The sequence below is a fragment of the Velocimicrobium porci genome, assembly GCF_009696045.1.
GTDB lineage: Bacteria > Bacillota > Clostridia > Lachnospirales > Lachnospiraceae > Velocimicrobium > Velocimicrobium porci.
On record NZ_VUMT01000001.1, the window covers coordinates 102148 to 128264 of the forward strand.

The following is a 26117-nucleotide window of genomic DNA, read 5'->3' on the forward strand; positions in this document are numbered from 1 at the left end:
CATTCCTCCATACTTACTACATTATAATATATGAAGTTATAGGACTATTTGCTATCCCGCAAAATCCATGCAAGACAAAAACATTTTTTGAAACTCTGAATCCGATGCAAGCTCTAGCACTTCCGTTTGTCTTGCAAGTTTTTCACATCGCAGAATTGCCTGTTCATCACAAAGCACTTCCTTTGCTCCCTCTCCTGCTGCATTTCCTAACACAACGGTTTTTCCTCTCCATTCCTTTGGAATAAGTCCAATCAAAAAAGCACTCTCAATCGACATAAAACTGCCAAACGCACCCGCAAGAAATACGTTTTTAATATCCTTTTTTTCCCAGTTCTTTTTTTTCAATAAACTTAAAATTCCGGCTAAAATTGCGGCTTTGGCAAGCTGAAGTTCTCTTATATCCTGCTGTGTAATATAAATTCCCTGTTCCCGTTCTGTCATAGATGGAAACACTAATATAAAAGCTTTTTCTCCATTTATCTCACAGAGGCGGTTTTGATTTTGTTTTGCCTCAAATTGTTTCAATTCCTTTTTTTCACAAATTCTTCCTGTTTTATCAATAAAACCATAAGACAACATAACAGCCACTGCATCAATTAATCCCGAACCACATATGCCAGCCGGCTTTGCTTTGTCAATTGTTGCAACTGCAATTTGTCCCCGTTCCATCCAAACATGGTCAATGGCTCCGCTTGCTCCCCTCATCCCACAAACAATATTCGCCCCCTCCAGTGCCGGTCCTGCTGCAGTGGAACAGGCAATTGTTGTTGTCTTATTTCCAATTACAATTTCACCATTTGTCCCAATATCAATCAGACATGAAAGATTCTCTGTTTCATCAAGATTAGCATTTAACATCGCAGAGGATGTGTCTGCCCCGACAAATCCTCCAATATTAGGAAGAAATAAAACATATCCATCTGAATTCATATGAAACATTGTTTCCTTTCCTTTTCTCCAAAACCAACGGTAGAAACCAGGATGATATGGCACTTTTAGCAGGCTTTCAATTGAAATTCCGGCTAAAAAATGATTCATACAGACATTTCCGGCTATCGACACTGCAAGAATTTGCTCTTTATTAATCCCTATTTTTCCCCTCATATGGTGCAATAATTGATTCAATCCTTCGAACGTTTTTGTTTGTAGCTCTGTTGCGCCATGAACTGCCGCATACCGGCATCGTTCCATAACATCAGCCCCATAAACTGTCTGAGGATTTAACATGCTATCTGCTGCAATTTGTTTTCCTGTACTTCCATCCATTAAATAACCTACAATTGTAGTCGTTCCTATATCAAATGCCACCATATACCAATCATCTGACTTAAGCTTTAATTGTACCTGCCTCCCTTGAAAGGAAAACAGAGCCCCATTCCCCGTCTTACTTTCTTCCATTTTCAAAATTGGATTCCAAAAAAATGGAAAATTCTTTCCTTCTGAAAGTATATGATGCTCTGCAACCTCTGGCAGATAAACACTTAAATCTTCTAAAACAAAAGTTTTACATGCCAAAACATCTTTTTTCCTTCCGCCTGCGCAAATTGTAACTTTACATTTCTTACAATTTCCATTACCTCCACATGGTGCATCTAGTATAATGCCAGCCTGTCTGGCAGCATTCAATATTGTAGAACCTTCTTCAACAAACTGTTCTATATTTATAGGATAAAATGTAACTTTGTACATCAAAAACCTCCATTCCACCTGAACTCTCTTATTTATTTTTATTCTAAAATTTGTTTTTTTCTTTGTCAAATTTATTCCTGAAGCGCAACAGAAAACACATGAATGGAAGGTAGTAACAAAGTGGACAAGTCCACCTCAACTCCCTGTATCCCTCACTCATGAGGGACTTGCTCCACTTTGCGTGCCAGATGCGTGTTGCATGCTTTTTGCAACAATACTCCTTTCGCATCTGTGCACATCCTCGCGGAGCGTTTTTGCTTTATAAGAGACAAAGTTTCCTATAAAGTAAAAAAAGCTACTGTAAAACAAATCCGAATCGTTTATTTTACAGTAGCTGGTTTTCCTTTTTAATTACTAATAATTAATAATTTTCAGCCTTTATCTGAAAATATGCCTTTGGATGTGCACACACCGGACATACTTCAGGTGCTTTCTTTCCAATTACAATATGACCGCAATTTGCACATTGCCATATTGTATCGCCATCTCTCGAAAATACAATATCTTCTTTTATATTAGAAAGCAGCTTACGATAACGCTCCTCATGTTCCTTCTCTATCTTTCCTACCTCTTCAAACAAAAAGGCAATGTCATCAAATCCTTCTTCCTTTGCTTCTTTCGCAAATTGATCATACATCTCTGTCCATTCGTAATTTTCTCCAGCTGCCGCATCTTCGAGATTTTCCACAGTTGTTCCAATTCCATCATGTAATAATTTATACCAAATCTTTGCATGCTCTTTTTCATTGTTTGCTGTTTCTTCAAAGATAGAAGCAATCTGTACATAACCTTCTTTTTTTGCTTTCGAGGCAAAATATGTATATTTATTTCTTGCCTGAGATTCACCTGCAAATGCTGCTAAAAGATTTGCTTCTGTTTTTGTACCACTTAATTTTCCCATAGTTACATCCTCCTTTGAATTAATTTGATATACTTATCATAAAGTTTTTTTACAAAAAGTCAATACTATTTCATATAAAATTCACAAATTTTATCCAAACGTGAGGTCATATTCTGAAAAATCATATCTACCAAAGTAATTGCCGCCATAGACTCCACCACCACTACAGCTCTAGGTACAATGATTGGATCATGGCGGCCTGTTACTATAATTGGAACTGCTTCACCGTTATTATTGACTGTATTCTGAAGTTGCCCTATCGACGGAGTTGGTTTAAATGCTGCCCGGAAAATAATCTCTGAACCATCACTGATTCCTCCTAAAATTCCTCCTGCATAATTCGTTTTCTTTTGAACTCTTTGCATTTCATCTACACAAAATTCATCATTTTGTTCAGAACCATTCATACTCGCCGCCTGAAAGCCTGAACCAATTTCAAATCCTTTAACGGCTCCAATTGACATTACCGCTTTTGCAAGATTTGCATCAAGCTTATCAAAAACCGGTTCTCCAATTCCTGCCGGCATGCCTGTAATAATACATTCTACCATTCCTCCTGTAGAATCTTTTTTCTCCATCTGCTGTTTTAAGTACTCTTCTGCCTGCCTTGATGCTTCTAAATCCGGCATACAAACCGGACTTTTTTCAATATTTTCCCGATTGCATCGGCTATAATCAATTGTAATTGTTCCGATTGATTTTGTATAAGCAGTTACTGTAATTTTTAATTGTTTCAAAAGTTCCAAAGCAATTGCGCCAGCCGCTACTCTTCCAATCGTTTCTCTTCCAGAAGAACGGCCTCCACCTCGGTAATCCCGAAACCCATATTTTTGGTCAAATGTATAATCTGCATGTCCAGGACGATATAAAGATGCAAGTTCACTATAATCTTTTGAACGCTGTGTCTGATTAACTACACGCATAGAGATTGGTGTTCCAGTCGTCTTTCCCTCAAAGATTCCTGATTCAATTACAACTGTATCATTTTCCTTTCTTGGAGTAGAATACTTGTTTTGTCCCGGTTTTCTTCGTTCTAAGTAGGATTGTATCATTTCTTCGCTTAGTGGAAGTCCTGCCGGGCACCCATCCACTACAACTCCTACTGCTTTTCCGTGGGATTCTCCCCATGTTGTTACTTTGAATTGTGTTCCGTATGTTGATCCTGACATTTTTTCCTCCTGTACTAGTGACGCAGGCAAGACTGGTAGGAAAAAGTCTTGTCTGCGTTCTCTTGCTGAATTCTGGCTTTCTGCTTAATGTTTAATTCCTTAATTTTACTCCACAACATGGGCAGTGCTTTGCTATCCCACCATAACGGGTATATGTTGGTATTATATGATGACAATTTGGACATCTGTCTTTTGCTATTACAAAGTATATATTATATAATATTGTTATGATTATAATTGTTATCCATATGTACTGCATGTGTTTAAACAAGCAAAGAAGGACTGATAAAAGTACTATAAACACTGATATGACAAATCTTATAATTGATTTTGACACAATCTCATCAAATTCTTTGATAATCTGAGCTTCGCTTTTTTCTTTTTTTAAATGAACAGATTCAGAAAATACATACCCACAATTTCTGCACTTGTCTAAATAGGTAGTTGCTCTTATTGGCAAGCGTTTTTTACATTTAGGACAGCGCCAGCCGATATATGCAATTAGGTAAAAAAGTAAAAAGCTTAGAAAGGAACTTGCAAATACGATTATGTTTACTTTTTCTGCTGTCATATTGTATAACAAGGATAATAAGCTTATTATAAAAAATAGATTAGACACATAACGAAAAAATTTTAATTTTTTTGTCATACCATATTTCCCCCTTGTACGCTTGTCTTTTATTATTCGCTTATATTCAAGCTGTTAATTTTTTTTCTAATTTATCAACGATTTCTTTTATGCATCCATCTTCAAATGGACTATTTAGTCCTACTTCTTTTATCATGTTTGTAAAGAAATCACTGGCTGATAATGTGCATAGTGTAAGATAACTTTCCCACGCTTTTTTGTAGTCTTCGTCCATTTTAACTTTGTACTGCAATGCACAAGTCTGTGCTAAACAGTAATCAATGTAGTAAAATGGAAAATCATATATATGTAATTGTTTTTGCCAATAACCACCTTTTTCGAAAAATTCGTCTCCTTCATAGTCCAGATGTGGTTTATATTCTTTTTCTAATTTTTTCCATGCGCTATGACGCTCTGCTGGTGTCATTTCTGGATTTTCATAGACGATATGCTGGAATTCATCTACCATACAACCATATGGAATGAAAGCTGCTGCATCTTCTAAATGCATTGCAATGTAATCTTCTGTTCTTTCTCCAAAGAATAGATTCATCCATGGTTCTGTGAAAAATTCCATCGACATAGAATGAATTTCTGCTGTTTCCATTGTAATATCTGCATGTTCTCTAATCGGATCTTTTCCCGATAAATATCCCTGGAATGCATGACCACATTCATGTGTGATGACATCTACATCTCCGCTTGTTCCATTGAAATTAGCAAATACAAATGGTGCATGGTACTCTGGAAGATATGTCATGTATCCTCCTGCCCGCTTTGTTTTTCTTCCTATTACATCAAATAATTCGTTTTCTGCCATAAAATCGAAGAATTCTTTTGTTTCAATGGAAAGTTCACGATACATTTTTTGACCATTTTCTATAATTTCTTCTGGCGTTCCCTTTGGAATCGGATTTCCTTCTTGAAAGAATACACTGTCATCGGCAAATGTTAATTTTTCTAACCCTAAACGCTGTCTTCTTCTGTCATGTAGCTTCTCCGCAAATGGGACAAAATATTCTTTTACCTGCTTACGATAGTTTTCAACCATTTTTTTATCATAGCAGTTGCGGTTCATTCGGTAATAACCTAATTCGACATAGTTGTCATATCCCATTTCTTGTGCCTGCTTTGTACGATTTTTTACCAATTTATCATAAATGGTATCCAGTGTTTCTGCATTTTCTGCAAAAAATCCTGACATTTTTTTTACTGCTTTCTTTCTTACTTCACGGTCTTTATCGGTTAGATATTTTTTCAATAAAGAAAGATTTAATGTTTCTCCATCCCAGTCAATTTTTGCACTGGCAATTAATTTATCATACTGGGTTACTAAAGCATTCTCTTCCTGCATTAATGGTATCAATTTTTTATCAAATGATTTCATGTTTATTTCTATATTCTTAAATGCTACTTTTCCTATTTTTTCTTCTAGATAATCTCTATATGGTGACTGGTAAAGCATTTTTGAATAAGTAACAGACAAATTATGTAATTTAGGTTCAATTTCATCATAATAAGTCTGCTCTTTATCATAAAATTCATCCGTTGTATCAATGTCATGACGAATATGAGCAATTGTTATCATTGTTTCTACTTTATCATTTAGCTTATAGTATTTCTTGTGTACCTCAAATTGTTCTTCCCCATTCTGTGCCTGTTTGAATTCTTTTACTATCTGGTCAAACTCTTTTTCTACTTCCTCATATTGAATTCGCTTATAAGGCATTTCTTTAAATTTCATACTCCTTTTCTCCTTTTCTAATTTTCTTACTCTCCTATTTTACCTCATAATAGGAAAGATTTCTAGTGTACAAACGATTCAAAAAACTTTTGTCAAAAATTTCTTTTCTTTACAGATAGAAAAAAGAGTGCTATAGTTATAAAAGCGGCACACCAAAAAGGTGTGTCTTTTCTTATGCTCTTTACCATAGTAGCGTATTATCACACTAGAAAAAATCAAAGGAGGAGCTTCTTATGAAACGGAGTTTATCAAAAAATATTTTGCATTTAATTGGAATTTTAGTCGGCAACATAATCTACGCACTTGCCGTAACTATGTTTATTCTTCCAAATGAATTAATTACAGGTGGTACAACCGGTCTTGCTTTATTTGTTAATAATCAGACAGGTCTTTCTATAAGTACTTTTGTTATGATTTTTAATATTCTAATGTTTATTTTAGGTGCTGTTGTCCTTGGTAAAAAGTTTGCTTTAACAACATTGATTAGCACTTTTTTCTATCCGATTGCGTTGGAAGCATTACAGCATTTTCCTGAATTACAAAAGATGACACAAGATACTTTATTGTCTACTATTTATGCCGGTCTTATGATTGGTTTCGCAATCGGACTTGTAATTCGATGTGGGGCTTCTACTGGTGGCATGGATATTCCTCCGCTTGTATTAAATAAGAAGTTTGGTCTTCCGGTTTCTGTTATGCTTTACTTCTTTGATTGTCTTATTTTATTATCACAAATGCTGATTTCTGACAAAGAACGTGTACTTTATGGTATTTTGCTTGTACTAATTTATACAATTGTATTAGATAAGGTTCTCTTATTCGGCGACTCAAAAATGCAAGTAAAAATTGTCAGCGAAAAATACGAAGAAATCACCGATATGATTATTCACCAACTCGACCGCGGTGCAACTTTACTTCATTCTGAAACTGGTTATTGCAAAAAGAATATTAAGGTCGTTCTTTCAGTTATTTCGAATCGAGAACTTCCTAAATTAAATGATATGGTTCTCTCAATTGATCCAAATGCTTTTATGATTGTAAATCAAATCAGCCAGGTAAACGGAAGAGGATTTACTCTTGAAAAAGAATATAAATAGTGATAAAACAATACCGCCAGACTCTGTCACGAGATTGGCGGTATCATTTTTATGTCGGAGGTTATTCAATTGTTATTGTATACTCAGCATCAAACTGACCACCGACTTCTAATTTATTTCCCCATTCCCTTTCTTCTAACGTGCCATCAAAATCATACCGGTCACATCTTCCATACCATGGTTCAATACATATAAATGGAGCATTTTTCTTTGCTGGCGACCAAATTCCAAAAAGCGGTGCAAAAAAGTCAACTGTCACATAAGGTTCCTTTTCGGAAGTTAATAATGACACCTGATGTGCCTGATAATTTTCAATAACAAGTGCGTCTTTGTCAAATAAATCTTCTGTAATTTTAAACTTTCCATCTTCTAATGGAAGTATATTTCCATCATAAGCAAGTAATCCATCTTCATTTACAAGTGAATATTCCACTTTTTCATCGCAATCAAATCCAATATAATAATCGCTTTGCTTTTCTCCTTCTCTAAGTGGACATAAAAATGCAGGATGCCCACCAATTGAAAAATACATTGTTTTTCTGTCTTTGTTTTTTACTTTCCACATTACTTTTATTTTATTCGCAACAAGACGATATCCTATCTCAAGTTGAAATACAAATGGATACTGCTCCAATGTTTTTTCATCGGAATGTAAACCAAACCAAATCTCATTTTCTTCTTTTTTAATCAGTGAAAACTCCATATCTCTCGCAAAACCATGTTGGGATAATGTATATGTTTTCCCATCATATACATATTTCTTTCCTTTACAGCTCCCAACAGCTGGGAAAAGAATCGGCGAACTTCGTTTCCAATATTTCTCATCGCCATTCCATAAATATTCCTGCTCGCTTCCTTTGTCTTTTATCGAACAAAGCTCTGCACCTTTCGATTGAATCGTAATTATTAAAGTTTCGTTTTCCAATACATAAGAACTCATCTCTTCTTCTCCGTTACTGAAAACTTATAAAAAGTTATAAACTTTTATGTTTCATTCCTACTTCAATGTGTATGCTTTTGCACTGAATAAATCCAGATACTACTCACAAGTTCTTGTACACTCCATAGGCGTAAATTCCTGACTAACGTACCAGTACATATCTGCATTAACTTGAAAATGTTATGCTACAGATTGTTTCAAACCATTTTCTCCATATCTTTTTAGATTCAAAGAAGCTTGGTAATCTCTATCTATCACGTTTCCACATTCACATTTGTAAATACGGTCTGATAACTTTAAATCTTTCTTGATATTTCCGCAACAACTACATAGTTTAGAACTTGGAAAGAATCTATCTGCAATAATTATCGGAATATTCTTCCATACAAATAAAACTTGGTTCTCGTTTTATGATTTCAGATGTTGTCTGATGTAAATAGTTTTGACGAAGATTGGTTAGTCTGTGATTTAACTTTAAAAGTTCTTGTTCACTTTTTATAAGGTTACTTGTTTTACAGTAATTTTCTCCTTTCTTATTTTTCTCATATCTTCTTGATATGGAACGCTGTAACCTGCGTTTTCTTTTCTCTAATTTCTTTACTTTTTGGGTTTTATTTATATTCTGATATTTATGCCCATTCGAACAGATTGCTAAATCTTTTATTCCTAAATCAATTCCAATTCCTTCGTTTGATGGAAGGGCAGAACTGTCTTCGTATTCCATTCCAATTGTAATCCACCAATTTAATCCGTCATATTTTATACGAGGATTCATGTACTTTACGTTTGCAATAGGAATACGACCATGTTCTGCAAGCCTGATCCAATTTAATTTCTGTTTGTTTTTCTTTTTCGAAGCAGCAAATCCTTCTACTTTTACATGAGTGTCTGTAAATTGGATTTTTACATTATCCTGATAGAATTTTGGCATGGAATGTTTCTTACTCTTAAATCGTGGAAACTTTGTATACCCATTAAAGAAATCTCTATACGCTTCACAAGCGTCTTTAATTGCTTGTTTGGTTACATTATTAGAAATATTACTCAACCAAGCATATTCATCAGTTTTCTTTAATTGTGTAAATTCTTTTCGTAAATCTCCATCCGATATAAACTTACCACCGTTTTTATAATTATCCTGTTCTCTACTCAAAGCCCAGTTATAAGCAAATCGGGCCGTATTGGCATATTGAAATAATTTGGTTTTTTGTTTATTATTTGGAATCAGCATTACTCGAATTGTTTTTATCATTGTCTTCACCACCTTCTTCTATCAGTTCTTTAACAAGTTTTCTTGCTTTATTTGCACGTTTTCCTTGTAACTTACAACTGAATGCAGTTATTATTTGTACTAAATCTTCAACAAGTTCTTGTTGTTCTGATTTTTCAGTATCATCAATTATTTCTATATCGCAATTATATAAACTTGCAATATATTCAACTAATTCAAACCCAAATCGTAATAATCTATCTTGATACAAAACTACAACCTTTTCGACTTTGTTCTGAGAGATTCGTTTAATCAGTTCTTTTAATCCTTTTTTCTTATAATTGATTCCAGAGCCAATATCACTAATAATCTCAAAAGGCTTGCCTTGTGCAGTTAAGTACAATTTCATATTCTCTATTTGACGTTCCAAATCATCTTTTTGTTTATTGCTTGAAACTCTACAATAGCCAATGGTAATTCTATCAAGATTTGGTTTTATATTCACCACTTGATTCAATTGTTCGTGCGAATAATATCTATATCCATTGCTAGAAGTATGATGTGGATGAAGTTTTCCGTTATTGTCCCAATTCCGTAATGTTTGTGCTGAAACTCCTAAAATCTTTGAAAATTCATTGATAGAATAGTATTTGCTCATAATTAAAATCTCCTTATAATGTTTATACTTTATTCTATCAAGATAAGTTATAAAATTCAACAGATATTTATAACATTTTATAAGTTTAATTTATCCGTTTACCACCTCCTATTTATCATCTTAGTTTTAAAAAATTGCCTGAACTAATATCATATAACAAGCTGTTCCTACTCCTATACTTAAAAGATTATTTCTTTTCCAAACATGAAGTACCGCTACAATTCCAATCGCAACAAATTCCGGGATTCCCCTTGGTGCAACTGTAAAATCAACCGTTCGAATACAATACACAATTAATGTAATTATAATTGCCGGAGGAAGCACTTTACCCAAATAGGTAACAGCCTCGGGAACTTTTCTTTTTCCTCCAAAACATAGAAATGGAAGAACTCTTGTGCCAAAAGTTACAACTGCACACAGAGCTATAATTCCAATTACTGTATTTGTATCAACATTCAAGCTGTTCTCCTCCTGTTTCAATCATTTGCTTTTTTACCATCAATAATAGACTGACTGTCACAATTAAAGATGGAAGAATAAAATTATCTGCCCCGAATATACACAAGCAACCCACACTGGATATTCCTCCAATCCAAACCGGAATATGATTTTTGCTTTCTAACCATTGTTCAATAAAAATAACAACAAATAACGCTGTCATTGCAAAATCAACTCCTGTTGTGTCAAACGGAATCAGTTCTCCTGCAATCGTTCCAAGTATTCCGCCTAAAATCCAATAACAGTGGTCAAATAATGCAATAAAAAATGACGCCTTTTTTTCATCGATACCGTCCGGCACTTTAAGTGAGCATAACACCGAATAAGTTTCGTCTGTCAATGAAAAAATCATATATGGGTATGCTTTCCCCATCGCCTGAAACCGCTCTATAAATGAAAGTCCATAAAATATATGACGACTGTTAAGCATAAATGTCATAAATGCCATATTAAACCAGCTAACGCTTCCGCTTAAAAAACTGATTAATAAAAATTGACCTGAACCTGCATAGACTGTAAGGCTAATAAAAAATGCCCATATAAAATTATAACCTGCCTTTTGAAGAAGCAGTCCAAATGCCATCCCTAAAAATAAATAACCACATAATATAGGCAAACTTTGGACAAAAGCATAACAAATTGTTTTTTTCACTGTTTCTATTGTACCTTTCTAACAAATTTTATCATTCCAACGTTTTTATTTCATACTTAGGAATATTTAATCTCTCGCATGCTTCATTAATAACTCTGACTAACTCCACATCTGTTAAAACAGTTACCCGACCTTCATCATATTGTTCATCTACCCATGCTTTTACCATAGCAACCAATTCACAATTTTTATCAACTTGCTTTTCTTTTGGCAGTCGGAAATAAGTATTCATCCAATGGGCAATTCCTGCCAAACCAGATGTATTCGATACCGCAACTAACACTGGACGATTTAAAAACTTATCTGTATCAAATATATTATAAATCTCTTCATTTTTCAATAACCCATCTGCATGAATTCCTGCTCTTGTTACATTAAAATTCTTCCCAACAAATGGTGTTCTCTCTGGTATTTTATAGCCAATTTCTTTTTCATAATATTCTGCTAATTCTGTAATTACTGTCGTGTCCATCTCGTCCAGGCTTCCTCTTAACTGTGCGTATTCAAATACCATTGCCTCAAGTGGAGTATTGCCCGTACGTTCTCCGATTCCAAATAAAGAACAGTTTACGCCACTGCAGCCGTAGAGCCATGCTGTTGTCGAATTACTGACTGCCTTATAAAAATCATTATGCCCATGCCATTCCAAAAGCTCTGACGGAACACCTGCATGAGTTGTCAGTCCATAAATAATGCCTGGGACAGAACGTGGAAGCACTGCTCCCGGATAATTAACTCCATAACCCATTGTATCACATGCACGGACTTTAATCGGTATCTTATATTCTTCCATAAGTTTCGTAAGTTCCAGACAAAACGGAACAACATAACCGTAAAAATCTGCTCTTGTAATATCTTCTAAATGACACCGTGGGCTTATTCCGGTCTCCAAGCATTCTCGAATAACACTAAGATAGTGTTCCATCGCCTCTTTTCTTGTCATCTTCATTTTATAAAAAATATGATAATCAGAACAGCTGACAAGAATTCCTGTTTCCTTCATTCCCAAATCTTTTACTAATTGAAAATCTTTTTTACTGGCACGAATCCAACTGGTTACTTCCGGAAACTCATAACCACGTTCCATGCATTTATAAACAGCGTCCCTGTCTTTCTTACTATATAAAAAAAATTCAGATGCCCTTATAAGTCCATTTGTCCCGCCCAAGCGATGGAGATAATCATAAATTGTTACAATCTGCTCCGTTGTATATGGTGTTCTTGATTGCTGTCCATCCCGAAATGTGGTATCAGTAATCCAAATCTTATCCGGCATATGATGTGGGACAATTCTATCATTAAATGCAATCTTAGGTATTTCATCGTAGGGGAATAGGTTACGAAATACATTTGGTGTTTTTACGTCAACAAGCGGATAAATATGCTCTTCCAGTTCCAATAAATTATTATGTGAATTCATTCGTACCTGTCTATTTTCCATAGTGTTACCTTCTTTCTTTTTTCACCATATAATTTTTTAAAGACTATTGTACGCTTTTTCATTCTAACATGCAAGTATTTGTATTTTTGAATTAATTTCGTTAAATGTTACCATTCACTCCCAAAAAGCAACCATTTGTCCTAATAAGAAAAAAAATGAAGTTTCTTATGTTATAATAATAAAATCAAGAGTACTACATAATATCTGAATGGAGGAATGTTTATGAAAACAAAAAAAATGATTATGCTTATAGCAACAATGATTTTGGGAATTGTATTTTTAACGGGCTGTGGTGATCCGGTGGCAGATGAATTTGAAAAATTTCTAAATGAAGATATGGTAAAGATTAATGCAAACTATGAAGATTTAAAAACGGAAATGACTAAATGGGAAAATCTCAAAGATAATAAAGAGCTTGAAGCAAGTCTTAACGATACTATTTTACCTAATATTAATGAATCACTTTCTATGCTTTCTAAAATTGAAGTAGAAACAGATGAAGTAAAAGCAATTAAAGCTAAATATCAGAAAGTATTAGATACATATAAAGAAGGATTTGAACTTTTGCTTTCTGCCTGTGAAACAGATGATGAAGCTACAATAGAAAAAGCAAAGAAAAAAGTAGATGATGCTATTTCTTTACTTGATGACTATAATAAAGCATTAGAAAAACTGGCAAAAGAAAAGGATATGAAAATAGAATACTAAGAGCATTTAAGAGAAATACAGATGTCACAAACTATCTGTTCCAGATAGATTTGTGGCATCTTTTTTATTATTGTAAATTTTCCATTTATTATATTGACAGTCGCCAAATAGCGAGTATAATAGACAGTGTTGCGTTTAGTTTTACTAAACTTCAAGTTTATTATTACTTTTATAAAAAAGAGGTGGTCGCACCAGATGAATATCGGTCATAAAATCAAAACATTACGGATTCAAAAGGGACTCACACAAGAGGAACTGGCAGATCGTGCAGAACTGTCAAAGGGCTTTATTTCACAGGTAGAACGGGATTTAACTTCCCCCTCTATCGCCACACTAGTCGATATCCTGCAATGTCTTGGAACAAATCTGGAAGAATTTTTTGTAAAATCAACTCCGGAACAAGTGGTATTTAAGAAAAACGACTACTTTGAGAAATTAGATACCGAATTAAAAAATAAAATTGAATGGATTATCCCAAATGCACAAAAGAATATGATGGAACCAATTTTACTTACACTAGAACCTGAAGGCTCCACTTATCCGGATAATCCACATGAAGGTGAAGAATTTGGTTATGTTATAAAGGGAAGTATTCTTATTACAATTGGTAATAAAAATTATCCTGCAAAGTCGGGTGAATCTTTTTATTTTACACCAAACCAAAAGCATTATATCACCGCAAAAAGTAAGGGAGCCACGATTCTATGGGTATCAACTCCCCCAAGTTTTTAAGAATAGAAAGCCTTTAATGGCACATGGAGGTAATTATGGCAAATAAATTAATTGAATTAGTAAATATTTCTAAAACTTATGGGGATAATGTCGTCTTAGATGATTTAAACCTTTATTTTAATGAAAATAAATTTTTAACATTATTAGGTCCCAGTGGATGCGGAAAAACAACAACGCTTCGTATCATGGGAGGATTTGAAACGCCCGATACCGGAAGTGTTTTATTTCAGGGAAAAGATATTAAAAGTATTCCTCCAAACCACAGACCATTAAATACAGTTTTTCAAAAATATGCTTTGTTTACTCACATGACAGTTGCTGATAACATTGCATTTGGATTAAAAATCAAGAAAAAAAGCAAGGCTTATATACAGGATAAAATAAAATATGCCCTAAAATTAGTAAATTTGGACGGATTTGAAAATCGTATGCCGGATTCTCTTAGTGGTGGACAGCAACAGCGTATTGCAATTGCACGGGCAATTGTAAATGAACCTAAAGTGCTTTTATTAGATGAACCACTCGGTGCATTAGACTTAAAACTACGGCAAGATATGCAATATGAATTAATTCGTTTGAAAAATGAATTAGGAATTACATTTGTATATGTTACACATGACCAAGAGGAAGCACTTACAATGTCTGATACAATCGTTGTAATGAACCAAGGATACATTCAACAAATCGGATCACCGGAAGATATTTATAATGAGCCTGAAAACGCCTTTGTAGCAGATTTTATTGGTGAAAGTAATATCCTTTCTGCAACTATGGTAGAAGACAAATTAGTTAATATTTTAGGTGTAAATTTTCCTTGTGTTGATACAGGTTTCGGTCAAAATAAACCGGTTGACGTCGTAATCCGCCCGGAAGACATTGATTTTGTTGCTCCAGATGAGGGGCAATTAAAGGGTCGTGTTACTTCCCTTATATTCAAAGGTGTCCATTATGAAATGGAAGTTATGGCAAATGGATTTGAATGGCTTGTCCACAGCACAGATATGCAGCCTGTTGGAACTGAAGTTGGAATGAAGGTGGACCCATTTGATATTCAAATTATGAATAAACCTACATCTGAAGATGAGGAGGCAGTAAAAGTCGATGAATAAAAAATTTTTTGCAACTCCATATATTATTTGGATGACCGGATTTACCATTATCCCTTTACTGCTCATCCTATATTATGGCCTAACAGACAAAACAGGTGCTTTTACAATTGATAATATTGTATCAATTGCCACACCGGAACATGCAAAAGCCCTTTTTTTGTCTATTGGTCTTGCATTAATAAGCACATTAATATGCCTTATTCTTGCCTATCCATTAGCAATGATTTTAAAAAGTCTGCAGGTAAACCAAAATCGCTTTATTGTATTTTTATTTATTCTTCCAATGTGGATGAATTTTCTGCTCCGTACAATGGCGTGGCAGACACTTTTGGAAAATCAGGGTGTTATCAATGCAATTTTCCGATTTCTCGGATTGCCACAAATGAAATTAATTAATACAAGTTATGCAATCATATTTGGTATGGTCTATAACTTTCTCCCATTTATGATTCTTCCAATCTATAATGTATTAATTAAAATTAGTGATGATATTATTAACGCAGCGAAAGATTTAGGAGCAAATCAGTTCCAAGTATTTTTAAAAATTATATTTCCTTTAACACTTCCCGGTGTTATTAGTGGTATTACTATGGTATTTATTCCAGCACTTACTACCTTCGTAATTTCTAACCTGCTAGGTGGAGGAAAAATCCTCTTAATAGGAAATGTAATTGAGCAGGAATTTACATTCTCTGGAAATTGGCATCTGGGTTCAGGGCTTTCTCTTGTATTAATGATATTTATCCTTGTAAGTATGGCACTTCTCGCCAAATATGATAAGAACGGGGAGGGAACTGTATTCTGATGAAAAAGTTTTTTAAATATTTATATCTTGTACTTATATTTATATTTTTATATGCACCAATTGCTACTTTAGTTGTACTTTCATTTAACCGCTCAAAATCCCGTGTCCGCTGGGGAGGATTTTCTTTGCGGTGGTATGACCAGTTGTTTGGCAGTTCTACTATAATGACTGCACTTTATAACACACTGTTAATTGCTTTTTTATCCGCATTAATTGCTACTATTATTGGAACAATGGCAGCGATTGGAATTAACAAAATGAAAAAAGTTCCAAAATCAATTGTAATGGGTGTAAATAATATCCCTTTACTAAACGGAGAAATCGTAACCGGTATCTCTCTTATGCTTTGTTTTATTGCATTTGGCATTTCTTTGGGATTTAAAACTGTTTTAATTGCACATATTACGTTTAACATTCCTTATGTTATTTTAAGTGTTATGCCGAAACTAAAACAAATTACACCCGGAACCTATGAAGCAGCTTTGGATCTCGGAGCAACTCCTACTTACGCCTTTTTTAAAGTTATTTTTCCCGAACTGCTTCCCGGAATTTTATCAGGTTATTTATTGGCATTTACTATGTCCTTAGATGATTTTATTATCACTCATTTTACAAGAGGGGCTGGTATTAATACACTTTCTACATTAATTTATAGTGAAGTAAGACGAGGAATCAAACCAACGATGTACGCATTATCTACATTACTGTTCGTTTCCGTACTTGTTCTGCTGCTTTTTATAAATCGACCAGTAAAACCGAAAAAGAAAAAAAATTAATTTTATAATCTCTCGGAATCTTGAGTGATTATGATTACACACTTGAAAAACGAACTTTGAAAAGTAAATATTATCATTTTTGAGCCAAAAGTAAAAAAATGAGCATGAGAAACAGACATAACTGTCGCCATGTCTTGAAAAAAGATATATAATAGAAATTGGATTATGCCGTTGTACGAATTAACTTTTTCAGGGCTGATTCATAGGGCAAATCCCATGCATCAAGATGTTGCAGCATCATGATGTGATAGAGGCGGCAGTACCACATCTTAGAAGAGCGGTGTCTGCCGTTTTCTAATAGAAAGTCTAATTTCTCACGTTTATTGGAGCGTTCTGCAGAGGTTCTTGCATGAAATTCAGTTTTCCATTCAATACTGTCACGAGGTGGTATGTTAATGAATCGAGGGTTATCCTTCATGGCAAGATGTACGGTTCTGCCATATTTGGAATCGGAACAGGGATGTTCACATGAGCATCCATATTTTCTGCTTGCAAGAGGACAGCGATATTTAATTCTGTTTTTTGAAGGCTCAGAGCCATCATGATTCATACGTCGACCCTCTTTGCATACAGGAACCCCATCTTTGCCAATGGTAAAGTCATCCTTGTATTTTACTTTGATACCACGTTTTTCATTCAGGTCGATGAAAGGTGTAATCCCTTTGCGTTTGCAGTATTTATAAACCGGCATGGCATCATGTGCAGAATCAAGAAGCAGCTTTTTGACATGAAAATCAGGAAGAAAACTTTTCATTCTGAAAAAGGTGTGAATAAAACCATGAGAGTCATGCCTGGAAGCAGGATTCAGTAAAGGAAAGACAGGAAGGTCACTTTCTGAATCAGAAGCAACCAGCATATATAAATCGTATCCATGATAAAAACAGGAACGGGATGAATCCCATCCGATGTCACAATCAGGCTGGGAAAAGTAGCGGTCACAGGAACAGTCACTGATACCTTTAGAGGCACAATCACAAACACGATGCTTCCGTTCCCTGGCAGAAGTAACAAAAGGAGTACCGTCACCGGCAAGAGCCAGCGTATCGGGATTAATAAGCTGTTTAGAAACAGACTGCTGTAGGAATTCCCGATTATAAAGGTCAAACAGGGAACCATAAGGCTGTTCTTCAATGGAAAAAACGGTATTTTCCAGTTCATTCAGCAACTGTTCTACAGAAACTTTTTCAACAGACTTGGCTTTTGCGCCTTTTTGAGAAGGCTTTTTTACAGAAATTTTGGGTGGATGTAAATGAGGAGAGAGATTGTTTTCATCCGAATCCCACAGACGGTCAATAAAGTCATAAAAGGTGCCGATACCAGGGGTGTCACCAAAATCAAAACCACTAAGAATGGCATAAAGAGGATTGATTTTAAGCTGTGCAGCCCATTTCGTGAGGGAAGTAACCTTAAAGGCAAGTGACAGCAGGTAGGAACGATGCATACAGGAAGGAATTCTTGGTTTCGGACCAAAGATGGAATATTTAGACCTGAGTTTCTCATCGGTATAAGAAAGATCGAGATTCCAGAAACGGTCGATGATATCCCATGTGGAACGTGCAATGGAGTCAGGTTCAGGATAAAATTTACGAAGATTAGTAACAACAAAGTTCTGGTAGTCAGCATGACTGCCACAGTTAACAGGTAACAAAAAATCGCCTCCAATCGAAAAATATGCTTATAAATAAGGGCGCGAAGCGCCGCATTTTTCGATGGATTTGTCAAGTGTTTTGGCAAAAAAAGTGGGGGATTTTAATAGAAAAGGAATCTGAAAGCCTTATATTTACTGGCTTAAAGATTCCGAGAGATTATTTTTAATTTGAGGAGGATTTTTAATGAAAAGAAAAGTTTTATTTCTACTTCTTGCAGTTACTTCTGCCTGTTTTTTATTTGGATGTGGCAATGGTAAAAAGGCAGGAGAAAATGGAGAGGTTAAAGTCTATAACTGGGGAGACTATATTGACGAAGAAGTAATTCATATGTTTGAGCAGGAAACCGGAATTAAAGTTGTCTACGATATGTTTGAAACAAACGAAGAAATGTATCCTGTTATTGAAGCTGGCGGCACAAAATACGATGCAGTCTGCCCATCCGACTATATGATTGAAAAAATGATTCAAAATAATTTATTACAAAAAATTAATTTTGACAATGTACCTAATATTAAAAATATTGATAAGCAACAATTAAAGGATTCAAAGGCATTTGATCCTGACAACGCTTACTCCGTTCCTTATACTTACGGAACACTTGGCATTTTGTATAATAAAACTTTGGTAAATGATAAAGTTGACAGCTGGAATATTCTCTGGGATAAAAAATATAAAGATAATGTGCTGATGTACAACAGTGTACGTGATTTATTTGTACCTGCTCTGATTTTAAATGGGGAATCTTTAAATACTACCGATGAAAAGACTTTACAAAAAGCAAAACAATTGTTAATTGAACAAAAACCTCTTGTACAGGCTTATGTTATGGATCAGATTAAAGATAAGATGATTAATGGTGAAGCTGCACTTGCAATGGCTTATTCCGGTGAATATCTGGCTATTCAAGAGGACAATCCGGATATTGAGTTTGTTGTTCCGAAAGAAGGAAGCAATTGTTTTATTGATTCCTGGGTTATTCCTGCAAATGCGGAAAATAAGGAAAATGCGGAAGCTTGGATTAATTTCTTATGCAGACCTGATATCGCTAAAATGAATTTTGAATATATTACCTATTCTACTCCTAATAAAGCTGCTTATGATGAAATTGACGACGATTATAAGAAACTGGAAGCTGTTTTCCCAACAAAAGAAACACTCTCCAGATGTGAAGTATTTAAGTATATCGGAGAAGATGCAGATAGTATCTACAGTGAACTCTGGAAAGAAATTAAAGCAAATTAATTTTATTTTCATCAACTACAATCATAAAAGGACTATGATAGAAAGAAGTAAATTTCTTTCTACCATAGTCCTTATTTTAGTTTTCTATTTTCTGTTATCTTCTTCTTCCAACAGGGTTATATTCTTCTTTTTGTCTATAAACTTTACCTAATTTAATTGTTTTCTTTGAAGTTGTAATTGTAAGTTTTACTTTAAGTGTATCTCCATAACCAGATATAATTAAAATTTCATTCTTACCTTTCTTAATACTTGTTTTTTTGTTAAATGTTGAATTTTTTAATGTATCTGAAAATGGCACCCAGTCCTGATTTGGTGGTACCATATAAAACTCAGCATACCGAACATCATTTACTACTTTTACATTTATTTTCATTTTTCCCTTAGCCTTTGAATACAAGTTAAGCTTCATAGTTTCTCCGGCATACACTGTAATTGTTTTAGTAACTTTGTTCGTGTAAGATGCAGCATCAACCGTCTTAGGTACTAATGTCAATACCATACTAAATGCTACTACAAGAGCTATCATTTTTTTTGTTAAATTTTTCATAACTTTTCCTCCTTTTCTTTCTGAAATTCTCTTTTGTTGTCTGTTTCTTTTATATTATAACGTAAATTTTCTGTTTTTTTACATTTTGGTCTGAACAGTCATTTTTTTGGAACGAATGATAATTTTCCCGTTGCCGGATTATCAATAAGGCTACCATCTTCTTCAAATCTTGAACCATGACAAGGACAATCCCATGTCCGCTCAATTGGATTCCATTTTAATGCGCAGCCCAAATGAGGACAACGTTTGAATGTAGGTGTTAATAAATTTAGCGTAGCTTCTATCCCATTTAAAAAGAGTTGAGGATGCCATATACTTCGGCTTGGAGAGAAAACTCTGCTCCATTCGTTTTCTTTTTCCTGAACTAAATCACTCAAAAGCATTGCCGATACCATCGCAGATGTCATACCCCATTTATTAAAACCGGTTGCTACATACAAGTCTTTTGCATGTTTTGAATATTGTCCAATATAAGGCACACTATCCAGGCTCATGCAATCTTGCGTCGCCCAATGATAACGCTCCGTTCCTTCCAGATAGTACTCCTTTGCAAAGGCTCTTAATTCATCATAATTTCCGCCCTGTTTTCCTGTTCTATGGCTTCCTCCACCAAGTAAAAGCAAATTATCATAGTTTCGGAAAGAAAAGCCTTGTTTTGCCTCATCGACATACATTCCGTTTACATTTTGTGCATGTTCCAATGCTATAACATAAGAACGATGTTGATACAATTTTAAAAAATAACTTCCATTTTTATTGATAAATGGAAAATGGGTTGCAACGATAATTTTATTTGCATAAATCTCACATTCTTCATTCCAAGCTTTATTTGGTGCAATCTCCGTTATAAACGTATGTTCATATATGTTTAAGTTTTTCGCAAGTCCGGCAATAAATTGAAACGGATTAAATTGTGCCTGCTTTGAAAATTGAATTGCCCCTTCTGTTTCAAAAGGAAGTGGTAATTTTTCCACAAACTTTGCGGGAAAACCAAGGGAATTAACTGCACTTACCTCTTTTTCAATCCATTCACGATTTTTCAGTGTATAAACAAAGGAATTTTTTTCTTCAAATTTACATGGTATTGTTTTTGCAAGTTTACGATACATTTCAAGTGCTTGTTCATTTGCCCGAAGATATACCAGTGCCTGTTCTTTTCCTTTGTTCCTTATCATTTTGTCATAAATTAATCCATGCTGGGAAGTAATTTTTGCTGTTGTATTTTTAGTAATACCACTTCCGATTCGTTTTCCCTCTACAAGTATATAATCAACACCTGCAAGTTCTAAGAAATATGCACATAAAATACCAGATAAACCACCACCAATAATTAAAACGTGCGTTTTTTTCTTTTCTTCCAATTTATGAAAATCCGGTAATTTGATATGGTCTGTCCAAACTGACTGCGACATAAAAATCCCTCCATTTTGAAAAATACTTTTTTATAGCTTTTCCAAAAAATGGAGGGATATACTTATTTTAACTTTGTCAAAATTTTATTATCCGATTTCTTTTAATAGTTTTTCTGCAAGCTCTTCTGTAATCGGCATTGGAGAATTGCCGGCAAATCTTTCTTCTGAAACTTTTTTTGCATTGGACAATAGTTCTTCTTTTGTAATATTTAATTTAGAAAAGGATTCCATACCAAGTACTTCATCACGAAACCATTTGAATTTTTCGGAAGTAATCTTTCCAATCTCAGAATCCGTTGCATTTTCTGGAAATTTAGCTCCAAGAATATAACCGATTTCTTTTATTTTTTTCGCTTTCACAGAAGCCGTATATAGCATTGTTCCAGGTAATGCATAGGCACATGCTGCTCCATGTGGGATTTTATACTCTGGTCCAATCACATGAGCTAAGGAGTGTCCTACATGAGTTCCTGCATTATTAAGCATCCAGCCGGCTAATGCTGCTGCAACCATCATTCGTTCTCTTGCCTCTAAGTCTTCTCCATTTTTAACTGCATTTGGAAGGTATTTTACAATTAGATACATAACTTTTTCACAAATTGCATCGGTAATCGGAGAAGACAAATTGGAAGTATATCCTTCCATCGCATGAGCAAATGCATCTAAGCCGGTTGAAATTGTAAGCCCTTTTGGCATTGTTACCGTTAATTCAGGGCAAAGAACTGCATATTCACTCACTGCATTATCGGATAAAACAGCTAATTTTTCATGGGTATGGATATCCGTAACAACCGCTGCATTAGATAATTCACTTCCGGTTCCGGATGTTGTTGGTACCGCAATTAATCCATCACAAAAAATAGGGACTTCTTTTTCTATTACATAATCTTCAATCTTTCCGCCTAATGTACGAACAATATTAATTCCGCGAGCCGTATCAATTGCACTTCCTCCACCGATACCGATAATACTGTCACAACCATTTTCTACAAACAGACTTGCTCCGGTATTTACCAAGTCTGTTGAAGGATCGGAAACAACTTTATCATAAATACAAACCTCTATTTTATTTTCTTCTAATGTTTTTAATAATGCTTTTACCATTGGCATTTCCAGTTGAAATGTTCCGGTTGCAATCATTGGTTTTTTATATTCTTTTTCTTTCAAGATTTCTAAAATTGTTGTTGAAAGTTCATGCGTTACTGAAACTTTTACTTTCTGCTCTAATTTAAAATCCATAATAGACCTCTCTTCTTCTTTCTTTTTGATTCAACCATAAGATTCCCGATAACTTAATACTCATGATACAACAAAATTATAGTCCTATTTCCTTTGCTGCTTTATCTGCTCTTTCACAAAATTCTTTTACCTTTGGAATATCTTTTTCCATTACTCCGTCATTATATTTGTAGCTTGTTTTTGTCAAAGAATCAACTCCATAAGGTTTTACTGTTTTGATACATTCTTCTACGTTATCTGGTCCTAGTCCTCCGGCAATAATAACAGGAATATTAACCGATTTTACAATTTCAGCATCAATGCTCCAGTCGTGTGTCTGACCACTGGCACCAATTCCTGTATCTGCTGCCAAACCGGAATCAGTCAAAATATAATCACAGAATTTTGCATATTCTTTTGCACGGTCTACTGCTTCTTTTCCATCTACCAATACTGCCTGCATTAATTCTACACCAGGGCATTCTCTATGAAGTCTTTCTGCAAATGCTTCATCAGCAGTAAATTCCATTCCGGCAATGTGAAGAATATCCGGTTTCACACGTTTTGTAATAAAAATCATCTCATCCGGATCTTTATTTAACATAATTGCCACACATTTTACGCCTCTGCGTTTTGCTTCATCAAAAATACGGTCTACTACATCAAATGGTACTCTATGTGCCGGTACTCCACCACTTTGCATAGGAACAAGTCCGATGTGGTCTGCTCCTGCATCCATTGTAGCAACACTTTCATTGTAATTAACTAAAGAATAAATCTGTTTTTTCATTTTTTAATCTCCTATTCTTGTCTCGTTCTATTAATAAAATTTTGTTATTTTTCTTTACTATTTCTTATAATCTATTAAAATTAATTGTTTCCAAGTTTTGAATCACCAAATTTTTTTGCACGCTCTATTACATTTTCTACACTTAATTTTGGTGAAACAGATTCTTCTGCTTCTACTGTCAGGCTGGCTGCTGCCTGTGTCAATTGACCAATTTCTTTTAGTGAAAGTTTGTCCTGGTAGTAAAACCTTGCCCATGCAATTGTTGCCATACTGCAATCTCCTGCACCATTTACACTGACAATATTAGAAGGCAATATTGGAACTATGCTAATCTCACCATCTCTAGAACACAAAATTCCTTTTTCTCCTAAGGAAATAAACACATTGCGAATACCTTTTTCATTCAAAGCCCTCGCTGCCTCCTGTGCAGTTTTCTCATCAACAATATCAATTCCCGTCATAAGCCCCGCTTCTAATTCATTTGGTTTAAATGTATCAATTCTTTTTAATACATTCTGAAATCTTGTCATCTTTGCAACTGATACCGGATCAGCAAAAATTGGTACCGTACAATGCTCTGAAAGCCATTCTATAGACTCTTTCGAAACATTTCCATCAATTACACATAAAGAAGCCTTGTTAATAAAATCAATTTTAGTGCCTAAAAATTCCGGTGTCATATATTCCAAAATTTTCATATCGTTTACTGCAGTAACCATATCTCCTTTCTCATCTGTCACGTACAGATACGATGAGCTTTTTTCATTCGGAATACATTCGGAATAGTCAAGATGAATGTTATTATTCTTACATTCTTCGGAAAGAATCTTTCCAAAATAATCATCGCCATATACAGTAATCAAGTAGGTTGGAACATTTAGTTTTACTAAGTTCTGAGCAATATTTTGTCCAACTCCGCCAACTGTCATTCGAATTTTTCCAATATTAGAATCTCTTTCCCTATAAATATTTCCGCACAGTCCTGCCAAATCGAGATTCAAACCACCAATTACTACTACATAACCATCCGTTGGCATTTTGGCACCTCCCTTATTTTGTTTTCTGTCTATATTATATACCATTTCAAAATCTTTTTCAACATTTATTTATAAACTAAACTTATGTTTATATCTTTACTTATAACATTGACAACAAATGACTCTGATTTTATGATACTAAGGTCAAAATTGAGACCCGCAAAAACATGAGAAAGTAGACTAAACAGGGCGGATTTCGAATGTCTTTAGGATGATGGAAGCACAAAGTGCGTAGTCATCCGTAGGTATCAGGGGGCCAAATATGTTTTGACCCAAACATCATTTCCCACTGTTTTTCATTTCATAAAGAAAAATTTATCAATTATTTTCTATTTTAAAAGAATAACTTTCCTATAATACGAATAGACTGTTGTAAAATCAATTTCTTTTACAACAGTCCATTCCAATTACAAATCTAAAATTCATTTTTAAGACTTCGGGTAAATAATTTATCCAATGTTTCTTTCGGTTCTTTTCTATTATATAATACATCATAGACAGCATTACAGATTGGAAGTTCCACATGATATTTTTTTTCTAAATCAAGCAGTGCTTTTACCGTATAGTATCCTTCTGCAAGACTATCATATTTTTCGCCTTTGACAAACATCTCACCATACATTCTATTATGACTGAACTCTGAAAACACAGTTGCTTCAAAATCTCCTAAATGACATAATCCGTAAGCAGAAAGCTCATTTCCTCCCATTGCCTTAATCAATCTCGCAACCTCTCTTGTTCCTCTTGACATTAATGCACCTTTTAATGTTGAAAGATTCAAACCATCAAGCATACCTGCTGCCACACCAATTACATTTTTTGCAGCACCTCCAATTTCATTTCCAATTAAATCCTGCCCATAGTAGAACCGAATTAAATCACTACTAAATGAATCAACCAATTTTTGCTTCGTTTCCTCATTTTTGCTGTCAATTACCATACAGTTAGGAATTCCTCTGCAAAACTCCTGAACATGTCCCGGACCAAGCCATACAGCAACAGAACAGGTTGAAGACATATTATCTTCTACAATCTGAGATAATCTTCTTCCCGTTCCAATCTCTATTCCTTTCATACATAACACAAAGATTTTATTTTCTAAATTGTATGATTTTAACTCATCCATTAATCCCTGTAGACCTTGTGAATTAATTGAAATCACAATGACCTCTGCATTAACAGCCTCTTCCAGCGAAGTTGTTAATCGGATTGAATCATTCAAAGTAAGCAGACTATTTTTTCTCGTAGTTAAAAATTCATTCATTTTCTTTGAATCTGTTCTTCCATAGAGTGTAACCTCATGTTTAATGCGGTCTAAATACCATGCGATAAAAGACCCCCATCTTCCACATCCAATTACAGTGATTTTCATATTGTTTCCTCCCAAACTAGTTAGTTTCATTTCCGTCCATTGTAACATTCCCAAAAGGAATGTTCAATCTAATTTTTACTACTTCAGCTCCTC

At 34.5% G+C, this 26117-nt stretch carries 26 protein-coding genes; 7 read left to right on the top strand and 19 right to left on the bottom strand.

All coding sequences use genetic code 11. From position 1 onward, the window contains the following. Positions 1–51: 51 nt before the first annotated feature. The 5 genes from FYJ58_RS00440 to FYJ58_RS00460 form a co-directional block, all read right to left on the bottom strand. Positions 52–1689, bottom strand: a complete 1638-nt coding sequence (locus FYJ58_RS00440) for an ASKHA domain-containing protein (RefSeq protein WP_154515595.1) — start codon at positions 1687–1689, stop codon at positions 52–54. Positions 1690–2050: 361 nt separating this feature from the next. Next, entirely contained in the window at positions 2051–2590 is a 540-nt protein-coding gene (gene rbr, locus FYJ58_RS00445; protein WP_154515598.1) for a rubrerythrin, read from the bottom strand. A 65-nt stretch (positions 2591–2655) separates the two neighbouring features. Beyond that, positions 2656–3759: a chorismate synthase gene (gene aroC, locus FYJ58_RS00450; RefSeq protein WP_154515601.1), complete on the bottom strand. Its 1104-nt coding sequence runs from the start codon at positions 3757–3759 to the stop codon at positions 2656–2658. A 91-nt stretch (positions 3760–3850) separates the two neighbouring features. Next, entirely contained in the window at positions 3851–4408 is a 558-nt protein-coding gene (locus FYJ58_RS00455; protein WP_154515604.1) for a hypothetical protein, read from the bottom strand. A gap of 46 nt (positions 4409–4454) precedes the next feature. After that, positions 4455–6131, bottom strand: coding sequence for a M3 family oligoendopeptidase (locus FYJ58_RS00460; RefSeq protein WP_154515607.1), 1677 nt, complete (start codon positions 6129–6131; stop codon positions 4455–4457). Positions 6132–6364: 233 nt separating this feature from the next. Here FYJ58_RS00460 and FYJ58_RS00465 point away from each other — a divergent pair, with 233 nt between their 5' ends. After that, positions 6365–7228 (top strand): YitT family protein, encoded by an 864-nt coding sequence (locus FYJ58_RS00465; RefSeq protein ID WP_154515610.1) that lies wholly within the window; start codon positions 6365–6367, stop codon positions 7226–7228. A gap of 61 nt (positions 7229–7289) precedes the next feature. Here the strand turns inward: FYJ58_RS00465 and FYJ58_RS00470 are convergent, their stop codons facing one another. The 7 genes from FYJ58_RS00470 to FYJ58_RS00495 all read right to left on the bottom strand — a co-directional run bounded on the left by FYJ58_RS00470 (position 7290) and on the right by FYJ58_RS00495 (position 12627). Next, a complete protein-coding gene (locus FYJ58_RS00470; protein WP_154515613.1) occupies positions 7290–8168 on the bottom strand; it encodes an aldose 1-epimerase family protein in 879 nt (292 codons plus the stop codon). A gap of 180 nt (positions 8169–8348) precedes the next feature. Then, positions 8349–8543: a zinc ribbon domain-containing protein gene (locus tag FYJ58_RS15275; RefSeq protein ID WP_334296393.1), complete on the bottom strand. Its 195-nt coding sequence runs from the start codon at positions 8541–8543 to the stop codon at positions 8349–8351. Next, positions 8521–9420 carry an RNA-guided endonuclease InsQ/TnpB family protein gene (locus FYJ58_RS00475; RefSeq protein ID WP_331464126.1) on the bottom strand — a complete coding sequence of 300 codons (900 nt, stop codon included), beginning with the start codon at positions 9418–9420 and terminating at the stop codon, positions 8521–8523. Before FYJ58_RS00475 ends, FYJ58_RS15275 begins: the two co-directional genes overlap by 23 nt. Next, positions 9383–10036: an IS607 family transposase gene (locus FYJ58_RS00480; RefSeq protein ID WP_154515616.1), complete on the bottom strand. Its 654-nt coding sequence runs from the start codon at positions 10034–10036 to the stop codon at positions 9383–9385. The genes FYJ58_RS00475 and FYJ58_RS00480 overlap by 38 nt, the downstream gene beginning before the upstream one ends. A 126-nt stretch (positions 10037–10162) precedes the next feature. Continuing rightward, positions 10163–10495, bottom strand: coding sequence for a branched-chain amino acid transporter permease (locus FYJ58_RS00485; protein WP_154515619.1), 333 nt, complete (start codon positions 10493–10495; stop codon positions 10163–10165). After that, the gene (locus tag FYJ58_RS00490) at positions 10485–11186 is read right to left on the bottom strand and encodes an AzlC family ABC transporter permease (RefSeq protein ID WP_328597762.1); all 702 of its coding nucleotides are present in this window, start codon (positions 11184–11186) and stop codon (positions 10485–10487) included. Before FYJ58_RS00490 ends, FYJ58_RS00485 begins: the two co-directional genes overlap by 11 nt. A gap of 31 nt (positions 11187–11217) precedes the next feature. After that, on the bottom strand, positions 11218–12627 hold the full coding sequence (locus FYJ58_RS00495) for a beta/alpha barrel domain-containing protein (RefSeq protein ID WP_154515622.1): 1410 nt from the start codon (positions 12625–12627) through the stop codon (positions 11218–11220). A 222-nt stretch (positions 12628–12849) separates the two neighbouring features. Here FYJ58_RS00495 and FYJ58_RS00500 point away from each other — a divergent pair, with 222 nt between their 5' ends. The 5 genes from FYJ58_RS00500 (at position 12850) to FYJ58_RS00520 (ending at position 16757) form a co-directional block, all read left to right on the top strand. Further along, positions 12850–13335: a hypothetical protein gene (locus FYJ58_RS00500; RefSeq protein WP_154515625.1), complete on the top strand. Its 486-nt coding sequence runs from the start codon at positions 12850–12852 to the stop codon at positions 13333–13335. A gap of 195 nt (positions 13336–13530) precedes the next feature. After that, positions 13531–14067, top strand: coding sequence for a cupin domain-containing protein (locus FYJ58_RS00505; RefSeq protein WP_154515628.1), 537 nt, complete (start codon positions 13531–13533; stop codon positions 14065–14067). A 35-nt stretch (positions 14068–14102) separates the two neighbouring features. Beyond that, entirely contained in the window at positions 14103–15176 is a 1074-nt protein-coding gene (locus FYJ58_RS00510) for an ABC transporter ATP-binding protein (protein ID WP_154515631.1), read from the top strand. Then, positions 15169–15981, top strand: coding sequence for an ABC transporter permease (locus tag FYJ58_RS00515; RefSeq protein ID WP_154515634.1), 813 nt, complete (start codon positions 15169–15171; stop codon positions 15979–15981). Before FYJ58_RS00510 ends, FYJ58_RS00515 begins: the two co-directional genes overlap by 8 nt. Further along, positions 15981–16757, top strand: a complete 777-nt coding sequence (locus tag FYJ58_RS00520) for an ABC transporter permease (protein WP_154515637.1) — start codon at positions 15981–15983, stop codon at positions 16755–16757. The genes FYJ58_RS00515 and FYJ58_RS00520 overlap by 1 nt, the downstream gene beginning before the upstream one ends. A gap of 163 nt (positions 16758–16920) precedes the next feature. On the opposite strand, the gene FYJ58_RS00525 is transcribed toward FYJ58_RS00520, so the two are convergent. Beyond that, positions 16921–18405, bottom strand: coding sequence for a hypothetical protein (locus FYJ58_RS00525; RefSeq protein ID WP_154515639.1), 1485 nt, complete (start codon positions 18403–18405; stop codon positions 16921–16923). Between the two features lie 184 nt (positions 18406–18589). On the opposite strand from FYJ58_RS00525, the gene FYJ58_RS00530 reads away from it, so the two are divergent. Continuing rightward, positions 18590–19648, top strand: a complete 1059-nt coding sequence (locus tag FYJ58_RS00530) for an ABC transporter substrate-binding protein (protein WP_154515642.1) — start codon at positions 18590–18592, stop codon at positions 19646–19648. A 94-nt stretch (positions 19649–19742) separates the two neighbouring features. On the opposite strand, the gene FYJ58_RS00535 is transcribed toward FYJ58_RS00530, so the two are convergent. The 6 genes from FYJ58_RS00535 to FYJ58_RS00560 form a co-directional block, all read right to left on the bottom strand. Then, complete coding sequence (locus FYJ58_RS00535; protein WP_154515645.1) at positions 19743–20195, bottom strand: hypothetical protein; 453 nt, start codon at positions 20193–20195, stop codon at positions 19743–19745. A gap of 98 nt (positions 20196–20293) precedes the next feature. Then, positions 20294–21607: an FAD-dependent oxidoreductase gene (locus FYJ58_RS00540; protein WP_154515648.1), complete on the bottom strand. Its 1314-nt coding sequence runs from the start codon at positions 21605–21607 to the stop codon at positions 20294–20296. Between the two features lie 87 nt (positions 21608–21694). Then, positions 21695–22846, bottom strand: a complete 1152-nt coding sequence (locus tag FYJ58_RS00545) for an iron-containing alcohol dehydrogenase (protein ID WP_154515651.1) — start codon at positions 22844–22846, stop codon at positions 21695–21697. A 76-nt stretch (positions 22847–22922) separates the two neighbouring features. Beyond that, a complete protein-coding gene (locus tag FYJ58_RS00550; protein ID WP_154515654.1) occupies positions 22923–23615 on the bottom strand; it encodes a phosphoribosylanthranilate isomerase in 693 nt (230 codons plus the stop codon). Between the two features lie 80 nt (positions 23616–23695). Beyond that, positions 23696–24652 (bottom strand): PfkB family carbohydrate kinase, encoded by a 957-nt coding sequence (locus FYJ58_RS00555; RefSeq protein ID WP_154515657.1) that lies wholly within the window; start codon positions 24650–24652, stop codon positions 23696–23698. 415 nt (positions 24653–25067) lie between these two features. Next, positions 25068–26024 carry an NAD(P)H-dependent glycerol-3-phosphate dehydrogenase gene (locus FYJ58_RS00560; RefSeq protein ID WP_154515660.1) on the bottom strand — a complete coding sequence of 319 codons (957 nt, stop codon included), beginning with the start codon at positions 26022–26024 and terminating at the stop codon, positions 25068–25070. Between the last annotated feature and the right edge of the window lie 93 nt (positions 26025–26117).